This is a genomic window from Micromonospora sp. AP08 (assembly GCF_008085935.1).
Taxonomy (GTDB): Bacteria; Actinomycetota; Actinomycetes; order Mycobacteriales; family Micromonosporaceae; genus Micromonospora; species Micromonospora chersina.
In genome coordinates, this window is sequence record NZ_VSEZ01000002.1 from 470,507 (window position 1) to 485,172 (window position 14,666).

Consider the following 14,666-nt stretch of genomic DNA (forward strand, 5'->3'; position numbering starts at 1 on the left):
TGTCGACGGGGTCAGGCTGCGTGGATGGCGGGTTGGCTCCAGCGTCGTTGTCGTTCGCTGCGGATGCGGGCGGTCGTCACCCACGCTGTACCAGCCGTGGACCTGTCAGACTCCGTGCAGCTTGTTGTAGTTCGCGGGCAGCCGGTGCGGGTGCCCAGCCGGTGCCCACCCGTGCCGGCCTTGGGCAGATCACCAGGGGACCGAACTCGTCGAACGCGAAGACCCGTCGTGGGAACTGGTTGACGCCCTCCGGGTTCGGCGTGACGCCGAGGGTGTTCGGGCCATGGGCCAAGGGCGGCTGCTTGGTCATCGTTCCCTTCCGGGCATGGTCCCGATGAGTTTCCGCCACGGCAGTCGTCCATCTCTGTGCACCAACCCCAGTCGCGTACGTTCGGCGCGACGCTCCACTGGCGGAGGTTCCTGATGTATCCGACGGTCCACTCGTTCCGCACTTCCGGCGGCGTCAACGCGACGGCGGGGGCGTGATGACCACGGTCGAGGCGGACGGCGTCACCCTCGGCGTCGAGCACTTCGGCGACGCGGCGGCGCCGCTCGTTCTGCTCGCGGGCGGCACGACCATGCTCTCCTGGCCCGACGCACTCTGCCAGGCGCTCGCGCGCGGCGGGCGCCACGTGGTGCGGTACGACCTGCGCGATTCCGGAGCGTCGACCACCGTCGACCCCGAGGCTCCGGCGTACACGCTGCGCGATCTTGCAGCCGACGCCGCGGCGCTCACCCGCGAACTCGACGACCGGCCGGCGCACCTGGCGGGCATCGGCGTCGGCGGAATGGTCGCCCAGGTCGCCGCCCTCGACCACCCGGACGCGTTCTCGGCGCTCACCCTCGTCGGAACGCGGCCCGTCGCTCCGGGTCCGGTCGACGACGACCTGCCTGACCATGACGCGGCGACGATGGGCCGGCTGTTCTCGCGTGCCATGCCCGACTGGTCCGACCGCGCCGCGGTGGCCGGGTTCGCCGCCGAAGGCGCGGAGATCCTCGGTGACGACCCCGTCGCCGCGCGCGCGACCGCCGCGCGCAGATGGGACCGCACGCCGGGCACGAAGACCGCGGTGCAGATGGCCAATCATCTGGGCACGGTGTTCGCCAAGCTCGACTGCACGCCGCGCTGGCGCGAGCGACTGTCCGAGCTCGCGATCCCGACGCTGGTGGTGCACGGTCGCCGCGACCCGTTCTTCCCTGTCGGCAACGGCGAAGCGCTCGCGCGCGAGATCCCTGGTGCGCGGCTGCTCGTGCTCGAACGGGCCGCGACGGCGATCCCCGACGCGACCGCCGGTGAGGTCGCCGCGGCGATGCTCGCGCTCCAGGCGTAACCGGCCACCACGTTGGTCGGTGACACGCCGCTGGTCGGCGGAGTCCTCCGAGCGCGGTATGCGCCGGTGCGAGCCGGCACACCCAACCCGGGGCCGAGCCAGTCCTGCCCGCGGCCCGACGGCGACTACTTCGCGACCGATGGCGGAGATGATGCCGAGGTAGCCCCAGGCTCTGATAAGCATGTGCCGGTCGATGGTGGTGCTGCCGTGGAGGTGCTGTAGGGGCTGTCGGCGGGTTTGAGGCCGTAGGCGTCACGGCGGTCGGCGATCGGGGCGTCGAGGATCACGTTGAGGGCGGTGCCGTGTCCGGGCAGCCGGGCGGTCAGCGCCGTGCCGAGGGCTCGGGCGTACCAGCCGCCGTCACGCGGTTCGGGTCCGTGGTAGGTGTGCAGCCAGGAGGTCTCGCCGTCGAGGACGGCGGCAGCGCCGTCGACCACGACGTATCGGTCCTGGTCGGTGGGGCGGTCACCGCGCAGGGTGGCCGCCAAGCAGGCTCTTGCCACCGATCTGGTCGAGTCGGTTCAGTAGTCGTTGCCGGACGGGACCGCAGCAGTGGTGGGGTGGTCGCCACGTTCGCGGGCGGCGAAGTCGTCGAGGATGGTCTCGGTGGCCGTCGCGCCGAACCGGGTCGCTCCGGCTTCGTGCAGGGTGAGCAGGGTGTCGAGGCTGCGGACACCGCCAGCGGCTTTGACCTCGATGTGCGGCGAGACCGCGGCGCGCATCAGCTGGATGTCGGCCAGGGTGGCGCCGCCGGGGGCGAAGCCGGTGCTGGTCTTGACGAAGTGCGCCCCGGCTTGTTCGGCGATGCGGCAGCCGGTGACCTTCTGTTCGTCGGTCAGGTACGCGTTCTCCAGGATCACCTTGACCACCCGGCCCTGTGCGGCGGCGATCACGGCGGCGATGTCGTCGTACACGTAAGAGGTCTCGCCGCTGCGCAGACGGCCGATGTGCAGCACCATGTCGACCTCGTCGGCGCCCGCGTCGACCAGTTCGCGGGTCTCGGTGGCCTTGATCGTGGTACGGGTATCGCCGTGCGGGAAACCGGCCACGGTACCGACGAGGACGCCGGTGCCGGACAGTGCGGCCCTGGCGAGTCCGACGTCGGAGGGCCGTACGCAGACCGAGGCGACCTGGCGGCATGCGGCGATCTCGCAGCCGCGCCGGATGTCGTCGGCGGTGAGCTCGGGGCGCAACAGCGAATGGTCGATCATCTTGGCGATGTTCATTGGCGTTCTCCGGTCCGGGGTGGCTGCACGTCGAAGGTGACGTGCAGGTCGTAGCGGTCGCCGACGTAGCGACTGACGGTGTACTCCAGCGGTGCCGAGCGCTGGTCGACGATGAGCCGGGTCTCGACCAGCAGCGGCTCATCCGCTGGCACGTGCAGCAGCTCGCCGTCGGAGCCGGCCCGCTGGGCGGTCAGCGTCGAGGAGCCGAGCGTGGGGTGCAGCCCCCTCTCGCGCAGGGCGCGGTGCAGCGAGCTGGTTTCCAAGTCGAGGTCGAGCAGGGTGCTCAGGTGAGGCGGGAAGCAGGCGTACTCGATAGCCAGGGGCACGTCATCGGCGAGCCGCACCCGCACGATCGAGGTCACCCGGGGTGCTGCCGCGGTCAGCTGCAACGCCCCCGCCTCCGCGGGGGACGCTGCCCGGACCTCAGCCTCCACCAGCCGCGATGCCGGAACACGCCCCCAACTGCGCACCTGATCCTGAAAACTCATCAAGGTCCCGGCGGCCCGCGGTTGGGGCCGCTGCCGCACGAACGTGCCGCGGCCCTGGATCCGCTCGATGAGCCCGTCGGACTCGAGAGCGTTGAGCGCCGCCCGGATGGTCATCCGGGCGACCCCGAACTCCTCGGCGAGCACCGACTCAGCCGGGACCACGTCACCGGGCTGCGCCTGGGCGAGACGCGTCCTCAGTTCCCGTTCGATCCGCACGTACAGCGGCACCTTGGCCACGACTCCTCCAGGTCGTCTAGACAACCTAGAAGTTGGCACGATCCAAGGTTCCCGTCAAGCCGCTGTGCGGTACAGCACCGACGACCCGTCGTGGCGGGGAGCAGCCCTCAAGCCGAATCAGCGCAGCCACACAAACCCTCCGCCCTTGCCGGCCGTCGGCATGCCGGCTAAATCCCGTCCACCACGCCGACTCAGCGGCCAGATGCCGGCTCACCAGATCAGCAACTAGAGGTAGGCCCCGGCCATCCCAGCCAGCCAGCGGGTTGTTCGCCCTTCATGACCGGGCAGGGCGGCGGCGGTGCGGCTACGCCCTCTGCCGCCGAGCCTGCGCGACGGCTGCATTCCGGTGGCAGCGCTGAGCGGTTCACCCAAGAGGCGGTGGCGGCAGCGCGTTGAACACATGCGCGGCGGCAACCGCGTCGAGCAGCAGCAGCGCCCCCATCCCGCTGCTGACCCGGGCAGTGACGCGGCGGCCACGGCGAGCGCCACCGCCAGCACGTACCCATAGGGCGGGGCCTCGCACGCGCCGGTCACGTCGGCCAGCAGGTCCGCCGTGGTCAGAAGGTTTCTTCCCACCCACGTCAGCGTGGTGTGCCGCAGCCACCACCGTGCTCAGAACGGCAGGCCGCACGAGGCCGGCCCGGCACGCCGCGCCGGCGTCCTACTGCTCGCTCGCGGAGCCGGCCGCCTCCCGCAGCGCGGCGACCGCCGTGCGCACCGCCGGGGTGTGCTCGACCGCGTCGTGCACCACCACGCGTATCGACCGGATCGGCGTCGGGCGGACCACTCTGACGCGGGTCACGCCGTCGGGCAGGTGGGCCGCGCCGAGCGCGGGGAGCACCGTGAGACCGATGCCGGCTGCCACGAAGGCGAGCGCCGTCGGATAGTCGTGCGCCTCGACCCGGAAGGCCGGGCTGAATCCGGCGGCGGTGCAGGCCTCAATGAGGTTGGCGCGGCACCAGCCGCGGGCGAAGTCGTTGTCGACCCAGCGCTCGTCGGCGAGGTCGGCCAGGTCCACCTCCTCCTGCCCGGCGAGACGGTGCCCGGCGGGCAGGACCGCCACGTAGGGGTCGTCGAGGAGGTGGTGGGCGGTGAAACCCGAACCGGGGTCGAAGCCGTTGCCCGCCACGACCACCTGGACATCGGCGCGTTCCTCCCGGCTGTCCGGGATGTGTTCGCGCAGCTCCAGGTCGAGCCGGACTCCGGGGAGCTCGGTGAGGATGCGCCGCACCACCAGCGGCATCCACGCGGCGCCCACTGACGCGAAGTACGCGATGGACAGTGCGCCGGTGCGGCCGGCGCGCAGGTCGGCGATCAGCGACTCGGCCGCTCCGAGCCGGGCGAGCACCCGGTCCGCTTCGGCGGCGAGGGCATGCCCGGCGGCCGTGGGCCGCAGGCCGCGTCCCGCTCGGGCGAGGAGGGTCAGGCCCGTCTCGCGCTGGAGCGCGGTGAGGTGCTGGCTGATCGCGGAGGGGGTGTAGCCCAGGTTGGCGGCGGCCGCCTGGACGGACCCGGACGCCACGACGGAGCGGAAGACACGGAGGCGGTGGACGTCGAGCACGCCACAACAGTAAGCCCCACTGAAGAGTTGTGAAGAAAGAGTCGCTGGTGCTGAACATTCGGGCGCACGAAGATCGCTCCATGAGGCGTGCACAGCTCACCGCTACCCCGAGTCGGCCGGCCATCACCGAGGGCGACCGCGCCAGCGCAGCGTACCCCCGATCCTGGCCGACCGTCGGTGCCGCCGCGACCACCGTGTTCCTGTGGGCGTCCGCGTTCGTCGGCATCCGTTTCGCCGGGCACGACTACTCCCCCGGCGCCATGGCGTTGGGCCGCATGGCAGCGGCGTCCATCGCGCTGAGCGCGTTCGTGGCATTCACCGCCAGCGTCCGACGCCGCAGCACACGACCGCAGCACGCTCTGCCCGGGCCGGACGCCGCGGCTCTCCGCCGGGCTGCCCTGCCCCGTGGCGGAACTCTGGGGCTGATCGCGGTCTGGGGCGTGGCCTGGTTCGGCGGATACAACGTGGCGCTCAACGCCGCCGAGCGGCTGGTCGACGCCGGGACGGCGGCACTGCTGGTCGCGGTCGCGCCGATCCTCGTCGCGGTCGCGGCGGTCCTCGTTCTGAACGAGCGGCTCACCGGCCGGCTCGGCGTCGGGGTGGCGATCGCCTTCGCAGGCGTCGCTCTGATAGCGGCCAGCGGCTTCACCGGGCACGCGGACAAGGTCGGCGTGGCGCTGGCGCTGCTCTCCGCCCTGCTGTACGCCTTCGGCGTACTGCTCCAGAAGCGCCTACTGGCGCGGGTGGACGCCGTGACGATGACCTGGCTCGGCGCACTGGCCGGGACCGCGGCCCTGCTGCCATTCGCCCCCACGCTCCTCGGAGAGCTCGCCACGGCACCGCCGCCGGCCACCCTGGGCATGCTGTACCTGGGCGTGTTCCCGACCGCCATCGGCTTCCTTACCTGGGGCTACGTCCTGTCCCGCTGGACCGCGGGTCGCACCACCGCGGCAACCTACCTGGCGCCGCCGGTGACCGTCCTGCTGTCGTGGACGCTGCTGGGCGAGGTGCCGGCGCCGCTCGCCCTGCTGGGCGGCTCGCTCTGCCTGACCGGCGTGGTCCTCGCGACGCGCCGCTGACGCCCATCCTGACGCGCCGTTCGATCCAGAGACCCGGTGACCCGCGAGGTCGATCCCGCGCTCCCAACGCCTTGACACCGAGAGGTGCCGTTAGCGATACAGGCTCGAAAACAGCGCGCCTGATCATGAGGGAAGGGTTACATGCCGACGGTGCCGTCGATGCGTTCGCGGAGGAGGTCGGCGTGTCCGTTGTGGCGGGCGTACTCCTCGATCATGTGGACGAGGACCCAGCGCAGCGAGACGGTGCCGCGCCAGCTGTCGTGACCCTCGACGTCGAGACTGTCGGCGTTGGCGATGAAGGCGTCGGCGAATGTGACCTCGTCGTGCCAGGCTCGGCGGGCTGCGGCCACGACGGCCGGATCGGGTACGGCGTCGTCGAAATCGCCGTCGGGGTGCGTTGTGGACGAGAACCGTGGGGGTGCGTGTTGCCCGGCCAGGACCTGGCGGAACCAGCGGCGTTCCACGTCGGCGAGGTGCCGGATCAAGCCCAGGAGCGACAGCGTCGATGGTGGCACTGCTCGGCGAGCCAGGTCCTCCTCGACGTTTGAGCACTTCATCTTCAGCGTATTGCGCTGGGCTCGAAGCATGTCGTGCAGCAGCTGCCGTTCGCTGCCGTTGGCGGGTGTGCTGAACCGGCGGTCATCGGCGGTGGGGAACAGCCGGGCTCTCCTCTCGGTGGCGTCCGGCTGCGCGGTGACCGGTGCGTCGGCGGCGTAGAGGGGGAATCGCTTCGTCAGGGCGGTGATTCGGTTGCGTGGGCCGTACGCCGCGACGGCGACGTAGTGGATCTCGTCCGCGGGTGTTGCGGCGAGCGCGGCCACGTAGTCGTCGTACGTGCGGGCCCGCCGGGCGACCTCGTCGAAGGCCACGGTGATCAGGTCGCCGTCGGCGCGCACCGTTCGATACAGGTCGCGGAGCTGGTCGGCGGTGGCGCTCAGGATGGGCACCGGATGGGGGTTCAGCCCGGCGTGGGGCTCGCCGGAGCCGTCCTTGACGTCGGCCGCAGGTGGATGGGGCAGTCGGCCGCCGAGACTCAACGCGAGCACCGCTGCGGCGTTGGCCGCCGATGCGGCTGGCAGGTCGGCACGGATGACGATCACGAGTTTGGTTGCCAGGGTCATGTGGGGGTGCTCCAGGGCGATCGGATGTTGGTGGTCGCGGTGGTGGTCAGTGGTGGCCACTCCGCATGCGTTGGCGGGCGTGGGAGCGGGCGGCGTGGGCCGGGGTCGAGCCGGTGGCGCGGGCGGCGCGCAGGATGTCGGTAAGGGTGTCGGCGATGCCGCGGACCCGGACGGTAGCCTGGGCCGAGGTCTCGTCGTGTAGTTCGACGGCGGTGGCGTGGATGATGCCGCCGGCGCTCACGATGATGTCCGGGGCCCAGAGGATGCCACGCTGGTGCAGCAGATCAGCGGTGGCCGGGGCGTCGAGTTGGTTGTTGGCCGGTCCGGCGATCGCGGCGCAGCGCAGCGTCGGCACCGTGTGCGGGGTGAGCAGGCCACCGAGGGCGGCGGGGACGAGCACGTCCACGTCGGCGGTCAGGCAGTCCTGCGGGCTGGCCCAGGCGGCGCCAGCGGCGCCGGCGAGCGCACGTCGGCTGTCGTCGACGTCGCTTGCCACCAGCGTCGCGCCGGCGTCGGCGAGCATCCGCAGCACGTGGCCGCCGACGCGGCCAAGGCCGAGCACGGCGAAGCTGCGCGTGGACAGGTCGGACGACCCGAACCGCTCGGCGCAGAGTGCGTGCAGTGCGGCGAGGACGCCGGCGGCGGTGTGTTCGGAGGAGTCGCCGCTGCCACCGGCGCCAACCGGTCGGCAGAACGCGTACGGTGTCCGTTCGGCGATCGTGACCATGTCGTCCGGGCCGGTGCCCACGTCCGGGCCGGTCGCGTAGGTGCCGTTCAGACCGGCGATGACGTCGCCCACGTCGTGCAGCACCGCCCGGCGGGAGGCACCGTCCAGTGTCATGCCGAGGGGCAGGGCGACGACGGTCTTGCCGCCGCCGTTGGGCAGCCCGGCCAGCGCGCACTTGTCCGACATCGCGGCCGAGAGCCGCAGCGCGTCGTCCAGGCCGTCGCGCCAGTGTCGGTAGTGCGTGAGCCGGCATCCTCCGATGGCCTGTCCGAGCGCGGTGGAGTGCACCGCGACGATGATCGGCAGGCCGGATCGTGCGCCCCGCCTGACGACGACGTGTTCGTGCATGGACTCGGTGTCGATGTCGGTCGCGACCATGGTGGCTTCCCCTCGCCTGCTCGTCAGATCGGGACCGACGGTAGGCACATGACCGGCACCGACCGGCTCTGACCGAACGTCGTTCGGGGAAGATGACAAGATCTCGGTCGTGGACGAACTTGATACGGCAATCATCCAGCATCTGCAGACACATGCACGGCAGACCAACCGCGAACTGGCCCGCGCCGTCAACATCGCGCCGTCGACCTGCCTCGAGCGCGTCCGTGCGCTGAGGGAGAGAGGCGTGATCACCGGATACCACGCCGAGATCAGCCTCACCGCCCTCAACCGCGGCGTTCAGGCACTACTGCACGTGCAGGTCCGGCCCCTGAGCCGCACCGTCATCGACGGCTTCAAGAAGTACGCGATGGGGCTGCCCGAGGTGCTGTCGGTGTTCGTCGTGGCAGGCGGCGACGACTTCCTCGTCCATGTCGCCGTGCCCAGCGTGGACAGCCTGCACGCCTTCCTCATGGACAAGTTCAGCGGACGCCGCGAGATCGTCGGCTTCCGCAGCTCAGTGATCTATCAACACGCCCGCAAACAGGTCATCGAACCACTCGATCTGTGAGCGAAAGCGCGGTTCCGCCTGGCCCGCAGGCTGCAACCCGGCGCTGGGCAGGCGTTCGAGGGGCGCAACGCAGCGTCGTCACCGTGGATAGCCGTAGCCGTCACTCGTATCCCATGGCGGGGATGACCTTGTTGAGTGCTTCTTCGATGAACGCGCGGGTTTCGCCGTCGAACTGGTTGTTGCGGTTCGCCAGCCGGTGCGACTGAAACGTCGACGAGGTGGTGAAGTCGTCGACGCCGAGCCGTTCGAACAGGGCCTTGCGCTGCCCGGGCCAGTCGGCCGCGAGATCTTCGGCTTTCACCTCGATGTATCGCCTGCCCGTCAGGTCGACCGTGTTCTTCCACGCGAGCCATCGATGGTAGACCGGCGTGAGGTAGGCCAGCGCCCCGTCGACGGTGGGCGGCGCCCACGGCTGGGACAGGTGGGATGCGAGCACGGAGACCGGGTGACGCTTGATGTGCACGATCGTCGCTTCGGGGACCAGTTCCCAGAGGAACTCCATGCACAGCAGGTTGAACGGTGTCTTCTCGCACCAGGTCGGCTTGCCCGCGTCGGCGGCCGCTCCCCCGAACATGGTGTCGACCAGGTTCCGCAGGATGCCGAGCAGCTCGCCCCGGTCGCTGAAATACCTGGGGACCACCCGCCGGCGGCTCGACGGCGCGAACGGCCCGGCAGGCCGATCGGCGTTTCCGAAGCCTTCCGCGGGCGCGGGTTCGTCGTACGTGTACGCAATCAACTGCGGCCAGAGCTGCTGCACCGCCTCCCGGTAGCGCCGCTCGCCCACGAGCTCGGGAACGGTCTTGCCGCGATCATCGCGCCGCCCTGGCACCCGTACGGTGAGGAAGTCACTGAGCCGGTGCAGGGCGTCCTCACCGACGGTGGGGTCGTATCGATCGGTGAGCGCGTCGGTCAGGTCCCGCAGGCCACCCGGGTCGATGAGGAACTTGGTCTCCATGGGAATCCGATGGATCAGCGGATGCTCACCGATGATGTCGGCGATCCGTGACGTTCCCGAACGACCCGTACCCGCGACGAAGATCGGTGAGGGGGAAGACATGACGCGAAGTCAAACCCTCAGCCCGGCACCTGCGCAATCCATTTGCCCCCTTCACCCCCTGCCACGGGCCGGACCCGCACCCGGGAACGAGATCTGACTGTGGCGGGCGAGCTCGGCCCTCTCACCCCGTCCGCTTCGAAGGAGGAATTCCGGTATAACGAGCGTGCTGGTCCGCCGACCGACATCGCTCCCCCGGAGTGCCCATGACGACGCAGATGAGTGACCGTCTCGACGGCGTACTCCACGCTGGCCAGGTCGGCGGTCTGCACGCCGTCGTGGCGGTTCGCGGTGGTCAAACCGTGCTGGAGTACTACGGCGCCGGCGAGGACTTCGCCTGGGGCGATTCGCTGGGCGTCATCGAGTTCGGGCCGGAGACGCTGCACGACATCCGGTCCGTCACCAAGAGCGTGACCGTGCTGCTGTACGGCATTGCGCTCGGCGAAGGACTGGTCCCGCCGCCGGCGGAGCCGCTCCTGCGGCTGTTCCCGCAGTATTCCGACCTGGCGGTCGACCCCCAACGTGCCCGGCTCACCGTCGAGCACGCGCTGACAATGTCGTTGGGCCTGGAATGGCGCGAGGATCTTCCGTACAACAGCCCGGCCAACGCCGAGATCGCGATGGAACTGGCGCCGGACCGGTACCGGTACATCCTGGAGCGGCCGATCGTCGAGCCGCCCGGCACCCGATGGACCTACTGCGGCGGTGCCACGGCGCTGCTCGGCCGACTGATCGCCGACGGCACCGGGCAGTCGCTGCCGCAGTACGCGCAGGCCGTGCTGTTCGCGCCGCTGGGCATCGGCAGTTTCGAGTGGATGACCGGCGCGGACGGGGTGGCCTCCGCCGCGTCCGGGCTGCGACTCGCGCCCCGCGACCTGGCCAGGCTCGGCGAGTTGGTGCTGGCCGAGGGAACCTGGGACGGTCATCGGATCGTCCCCATCGACTGGATCCGTGCGATGCTCCAACCACGCCTGCAGACCACCTGGGGCGCGCAGTACGGCTACCAGTGGTACATCGAATCCATCGAGGGCCATCGGCTGGTGGCCGGCATGGGCAACGGCGGCCAGCGCCTGTTCGTCCTGCCCGACCTGGACCTCACCGTGGCTGTCACCGCCGGCAACTACGACGACCCCGACCAGTGGCGGACCCCGCTGACGGTGCTGGAACGGGTCATCCTTCCCGCAATGGCTTGACGGCGCCGCGCCCGCTGGTAAGCCCGTCGGCAGGGCACACAACTGGGCCTGCCGTCACCTCGCGCATGCGGTTGGGGCAGCTTCTACCTTCGCCGCAAGGCACCTGGGCGCAGGCCCCTCCGTGGCTGGCAGGGGCGCGTTCCGTGTGATCTTGATTCTGCTCGGCGCGGCAGGGGCCGGGCCGGGAGGTTGACCCTCTCCCAGAGGGAGGGTTGAGGCTGTGGGAGGCGTCGGTGACGGGGTTGATGCCGATCGGGGTGTTCGCGCGGGCGACCCGGTTGTCCGTCCGGGTGCTGCGTAACTATGACCGGCTGCGTCTGCTCGTCCCGGCGCGGGTCGATCCGGATACCGGCTACCGCCGGTACAGCGTCGACCAGTTCGCCCGAGCGGGGCTGATCCGGCGGCTGCGAGAGTTGGAGGTGCCGTTGCCCGAGATCGCCGAGATCCTGTCGGCCGACACCCCGGAGCAGGCAGGCGACGTCATCGAGCGGCACCGGGAACGCGTGACCGCGCAAGCAGCCCGGCTTGACGAGATCGCCGTACGGTTGGGGGCCGTGCTTGTCGAGCCGGGCTGGCTGCACGTGTACGAACGGTGGCGCGACGCCCAGCCCACCGCCCGCACACTGGTGCGCGCCCCACTGAGCAAGCTGGCCGAGGCGCTGGCGCCCGGGTTCGCGCGACTGTTCGCCGGCCTTGCCGAGCAGGGGATCACCCCGACCGGTCCGGCCGGGGCCCGCTACCTCGGCGACGAACTCGACGCGGCGGAGCTGAAGGTGGAGTTGTTCGTACCGGTGGAGCGCCCGCCCCGGCCGACCGCCGCGATCGCACCCGGGCAGCTGCCGGGCTGTCTGCTCGCCGCGACCGTCCACGAGGGCGGGTACGACGACATCGAGGCCGCCCACCGATCGCTGGGGCGGTGGATCACCGAGCAGGCGCGGGTGCTGGCGGGCCCGGCCGAGGAGCACTACCTTGTCCCGCCCACGCCCGGCGCGCCCGCAGCCGCGCTCCGCACAGAGATAGCCTGGCCGGTCCGACCCCCGTCCGGCCCCTCCGGGCCAGCCGACGAGGAGAGCAAGTGATCATCGAGAACGTGGCGTTCCCCGCCGGTCGGCACTGCGAGACCACCACGCTCGGGGCCCTGCTGCACCACGAGGGCATCGACCTGTCCGAGCCCATGCTCTTCGGGCTCGGCGAAGGTCTGGGCTTCGTCTACTGGGACGCCAAGAGCATGGACTTCCCGTTCCTCGGCGGCCGCACCAAGCCGGCCACGATCACCCGGACCGTGGCCGACCGGCTGGGCCTGACGCTGCACATCCAGGAGACCGCCTCGCCCCGCCGGGCCTGGCAGAACGTCGCCGCCGCCCTCGACGCCGGACGCCCGGTCGGCCTGCAGCTGGACTCGTACCACCTCGACTACTTCACCACGAGGGTCCGCTTCGGAGGCCACTTCGTCGCGATGTACGGCTACGACGACACCCAGGCCTACCTGATCGACACCGCCCAGCAGGGCGGCGCCGTGACGACCACGCTGGCGAGCTTGGAGCGGGCCCGCAACGAACGCGGGCCGATGACCGCTCGTAACCTCTCCTACACCGTCGCCGACCCCACCGGCCGGCTCGACCTGCGCGGGGCCATCCGGGCTGCCATCCGCAGCAACGCCCACGCATTCCTCACCCCGGCCATCGCCAACCTCGGCTACCGCGGCATCGGCAAGGCGGCCCGGCAGGTGCCGCGCTGGCTCGACCGCTCCAGCGACCCGTCCCGTGACCTCCCGCTGGCCGCGACGCTGATGGAACGGGGCGGAACCGGCGGCGCCCTGTTCCGCACCATGTACCGCGACTTCCTCGCCGAATGCGCCACGATCGTCGACGACGACAACCTCCGCCTCGGTCATCAGCTGTACGTCGAGATCGCCCCGCTATGGACCGAGGTCGCCCACCACATCACGGCCGCCGGAGAAGCCGGCGAGCCGGACCATCTGACCCGCGCCTCGGCAATCCTCACCGACCTCGCCGAACGGGAACGCCACGCCATGCATATCCTGGCCGGCATCCGCGTCGGCTGACCACCGCGACGATCGCCGCTCCTGGCAGCCGTCTGAACACGCTTACATCGGCAGAGTCGGGCGGTAGCGGCTGTTGGACGCGCGGTCGGCGGAACAATGCGCCTGCATGATCAGGAAATCCCCGATCAGGGCGAGTTCGAGGGCTTGGCTTTCTGCGGGTAGATGGTTTCGTGGCGGGCCAGCATGGCGACGAACTCGGCGATCTTCCGCTCGCGGGTCTCCGCCCGTTTGACGGCATTGACGCGGTAGATGAGGGCGAACCGGTTGGTCTTGGTGAGCACGTCGAACATGGCCTGGGCGGCGGGATCGGCGGCGATGACGGCGAGTAGGTCGGCCGGCACCTCGGCCTCCGACGGCGGGGCGTAGGCGGCCGTCCAGCGCCCGTCCGCCTTCGCGGCTTCCACCGCGGCGCGGCCAGGGGGCAGCATTCGCCCCTGCGCTTCCAGCCGGGCCACGTGGGCGACATTGCGTTGTGACCAGGCACTGCGGGGCCTGCGGGGGGTGAACCGGATCCAGGAGGTTTCCTCATCCCGTTTACGGGCCTGCCCGTCGATCCAGCCGAAACAGAGAGCCTCGTCGACCGCCTGCTGCCAGGTCAGCGTCGTGACTGTGCCGCCCTTCTTGGTCAGGGCGAGCCAGACCCCGGGCGACGTGGCGTGGTTGGCCGACAACCACGCCCGCAGCGCGTCGGCGTCCGCGACGATCAACTCATCCAGTTCGGCGCTCCCCATGACCGCAGGTTACTGCGCCGCCGCCGTTGCCTCTTCTTGCGCCAGACCGCCTCGCCGGGCCATCTGCACAGCGGCCGCGAGGTATGGCGCTGGAAGCGAGTGCAGGAGAGGTAGCAATGCGTCACCCTGCGTCACCGCGGTGACCAACCCAGCCCACTCGGAGTAGCTACAGAAGTCGGATGCCGGCACTCCCCCGATCTGCTGATGGGCGTACGGCACGATGAACGTTCCGCTCGCCGGCTCGTCCTCTGCTTAGATCGTTATGACGATCGAGGAAGGGAACGGTACGCCGTGACGCCGGAGCTTCGGGAGCAGGAAGAACGCCTCCAGTTCGACCGCTTTGACCATGACGACGCCTGGGCCCTGGGGACCCTCCTGGTCGGGCTTGCCAGAGAGCGCGGCCACGCTGTCACCATCGACATCCGCCTCGGCGACCACCAACTCTTCCACTACGCACTGCGCGGCACCTCCGCCGACAACGACGACTGGATCGAACGCAAGATCCGCGTCGTCCGCCGGTTCGGACACAGCTCCTACCTCGTGGGCCAGACCTACCGCGACCGCGGCACCACCTTCGAGGAAAAATCCCACCTCGACGCGGCCCTGTACGCCGCGCACGGCGGCTGCTTCCCGATCATCCTCAGGGGCACCGGACCGGTCGGCACCGTCACCGTCTCAGGACTGCCCCAACTCGACGACCACCGCCTCGTCGTCGAGGCCCTCGAACTCTTCCTGGATTCCAAGGCCTCCGACAAGGGGCCCGTCTCGTGAACGGCTCCTTCTCAACCTTCGGCTGTCTCACTCTCGCTGGTGCCGGAGGGCGACGTCAGCCGAGCAGGATGCGGCGTCGTAGGAGTGGGAAGCCGACAGGCCTGGGCATCTGACGCTTCACCACCTGGTCATGGCT

At 70.4% G+C, this 14,666-nt stretch carries 15 protein-coding genes and 1 pseudogene; 7 read left to right on the forward strand and 9 right to left on the reverse strand.

The genetic code is table 11. The features are described 5' to 3' along the window. Positions 1 to 485: 485 nt before the first annotated feature. Positions 486 to 1,331, forward strand: coding sequence for an alpha/beta fold hydrolase (locus FXF50_RS05325; RefSeq protein ID WP_148426078.1), 846 nt, complete (start codon positions 486 to 488; stop codon positions 1,329 to 1,331). Between the two features lie 125 nt (positions 1,332 to 1,456). Here the strand turns inward: FXF50_RS05325 and FXF50_RS05330 are convergent, their stop codons facing one another. The 4 genes from FXF50_RS05330 to FXF50_RS05345 form a co-directional block, all read right to left on the reverse strand. Further along, positions 1,457 to 1,819: a hypothetical protein gene (locus tag FXF50_RS05330; RefSeq protein ID WP_148426079.1), complete on the reverse strand. Its 363-nt coding sequence runs from the start codon at positions 1,817 to 1,819 to the stop codon at positions 1,457 to 1,459. A 33-nt stretch (positions 1,820 to 1,852) separates the two neighbouring features. After that, positions 1,853 to 2,542, reverse strand: coding sequence for a deoxyribose-phosphate aldolase (deoC, locus tag FXF50_RS05335; RefSeq protein WP_255509900.1), 690 nt, complete (start codon positions 2,540 to 2,542; stop codon positions 1,853 to 1,855). 11 nt (positions 2,543 to 2,553) lie between these two features. Then, positions 2,554 to 3,282, reverse strand: a complete 729-nt coding sequence (locus tag FXF50_RS05340) for a GntR family transcriptional regulator (protein ID WP_148426081.1) — start codon at positions 3,280 to 3,282, stop codon at positions 2,554 to 2,556. Positions 3,283 to 3,943: 661 nt separating this feature from the next. Then, on the reverse strand, positions 3,944 to 4,843 hold the full coding sequence (locus FXF50_RS05345; protein ID WP_148426082.1) for a LysR family transcriptional regulator: 900 nt from the start codon (positions 4,841 to 4,843) through the stop codon (positions 3,944 to 3,946). Between the two features lie 80 nt (positions 4,844 to 4,923). Between FXF50_RS05345 and FXF50_RS05350 the strand changes: the two genes are divergently transcribed. After that, on the forward strand, positions 4,924 to 5,922 hold the full coding sequence (locus FXF50_RS05350) for a DMT family transporter (protein WP_148426083.1): 999 nt from the start codon (positions 4,924 to 4,926) through the stop codon (positions 5,920 to 5,922). A 137-nt stretch (positions 5,923 to 6,059) separates the two neighbouring features. On the opposite strand, the gene FXF50_RS30225 is transcribed toward FXF50_RS05350, so the two are convergent. The 3 genes and pseudogenes from FXF50_RS30225 to FXF50_RS05365 form a co-directional block, all read right to left on the reverse strand. Further along, positions 6,060 to 6,509: a DinB family protein gene (locus tag FXF50_RS30225; protein WP_148426284.1), complete on the reverse strand. Its 450-nt coding sequence runs from the start codon at positions 6,507 to 6,509 to the stop codon at positions 6,060 to 6,062. A gap of 138 nt (positions 6,510 to 6,647) precedes the next feature. Next, positions 6,648 to 7,043, reverse strand: a pseudogene (locus tag FXF50_RS30230) (DUF2000 domain-containing protein); the annotation flags it as partial. A gap of 46 nt (positions 7,044 to 7,089) precedes the next feature. Further along, complete coding sequence (locus FXF50_RS05365; protein ID WP_255509901.1) at positions 7,090 to 8,148, reverse strand: Glu/Leu/Phe/Val dehydrogenase dimerization domain-containing protein; 1,059 nt, start codon at positions 8,146 to 8,148, stop codon at positions 7,090 to 7,092. Between the two features lie 109 nt (positions 8,149 to 8,257). Between FXF50_RS05365 and FXF50_RS05370 the strand changes: the two genes are divergently transcribed. Continuing rightward, on the forward strand, positions 8,258 to 8,716 hold the full coding sequence (locus FXF50_RS05370; protein ID WP_091308247.1) for an Lrp/AsnC family transcriptional regulator: 459 nt from the start codon (positions 8,258 to 8,260) through the stop codon (positions 8,714 to 8,716). 100 nt (positions 8,717 to 8,816) lie between these two features. Here FXF50_RS05370 and FXF50_RS05375 read toward each other — a convergent pair whose 3' ends face one another. Next, positions 8,817 to 9,773, reverse strand: coding sequence for a sulfotransferase (locus tag FXF50_RS05375; protein WP_222866003.1), 957 nt, complete (start codon positions 9,771 to 9,773; stop codon positions 8,817 to 8,819). Between the two features lie 203 nt (positions 9,774 to 9,976). Between FXF50_RS05375 and FXF50_RS05380 the strand changes: the two genes are divergently transcribed. The 3 genes from FXF50_RS05380 (at position 9,977) to FXF50_RS05390 (ending at position 13,028) form a co-directional block, all read left to right on the forward strand. Further along, complete coding sequence (locus tag FXF50_RS05380) at positions 9,977 to 10,963, forward strand: serine hydrolase (protein ID WP_148426085.1); 987 nt, start codon at positions 9,977 to 9,979, stop codon at positions 10,961 to 10,963. 233 nt (positions 10,964 to 11,196) lie between these two features. Continuing rightward, the gene (locus FXF50_RS05385; protein WP_148426086.1) at positions 11,197 to 12,042 is read left to right on the forward strand and encodes a MerR family transcriptional regulator; all 846 of its coding nucleotides are present in this window, start codon (positions 11,197 to 11,199) and stop codon (positions 12,040 to 12,042) included. After that, the gene (locus FXF50_RS05390) at positions 12,039 to 13,028 is read left to right on the forward strand and encodes a BtrH N-terminal domain-containing protein (protein WP_148426087.1); all 990 of its coding nucleotides are present in this window, start codon (positions 12,039 to 12,041) and stop codon (positions 13,026 to 13,028) included. Before FXF50_RS05385 ends, FXF50_RS05390 begins: the two co-directional genes overlap by 4 nt. A gap of 125 nt (positions 13,029 to 13,153) precedes the next feature. Here the strand turns inward: FXF50_RS05390 and FXF50_RS05395 are convergent, their stop codons facing one another. Further along, entirely contained in the window at positions 13,154 to 13,759 is a 606-nt protein-coding gene (locus FXF50_RS05395; protein WP_148426088.1) for a YdeI family protein, read from the reverse strand. Between the two features lie 291 nt (positions 13,760 to 14,050). Here FXF50_RS05395 and FXF50_RS05400 point away from each other — a divergent pair, with 291 nt between their 5' ends. Further along, positions 14,051 to 14,530, forward strand: coding sequence for a heme-degrading domain-containing protein (locus FXF50_RS05400; RefSeq protein WP_255509902.1), 480 nt, complete (start codon positions 14,051 to 14,053; stop codon positions 14,528 to 14,530). Positions 14,531 to 14,666: the final 136 nt, after the last annotated feature.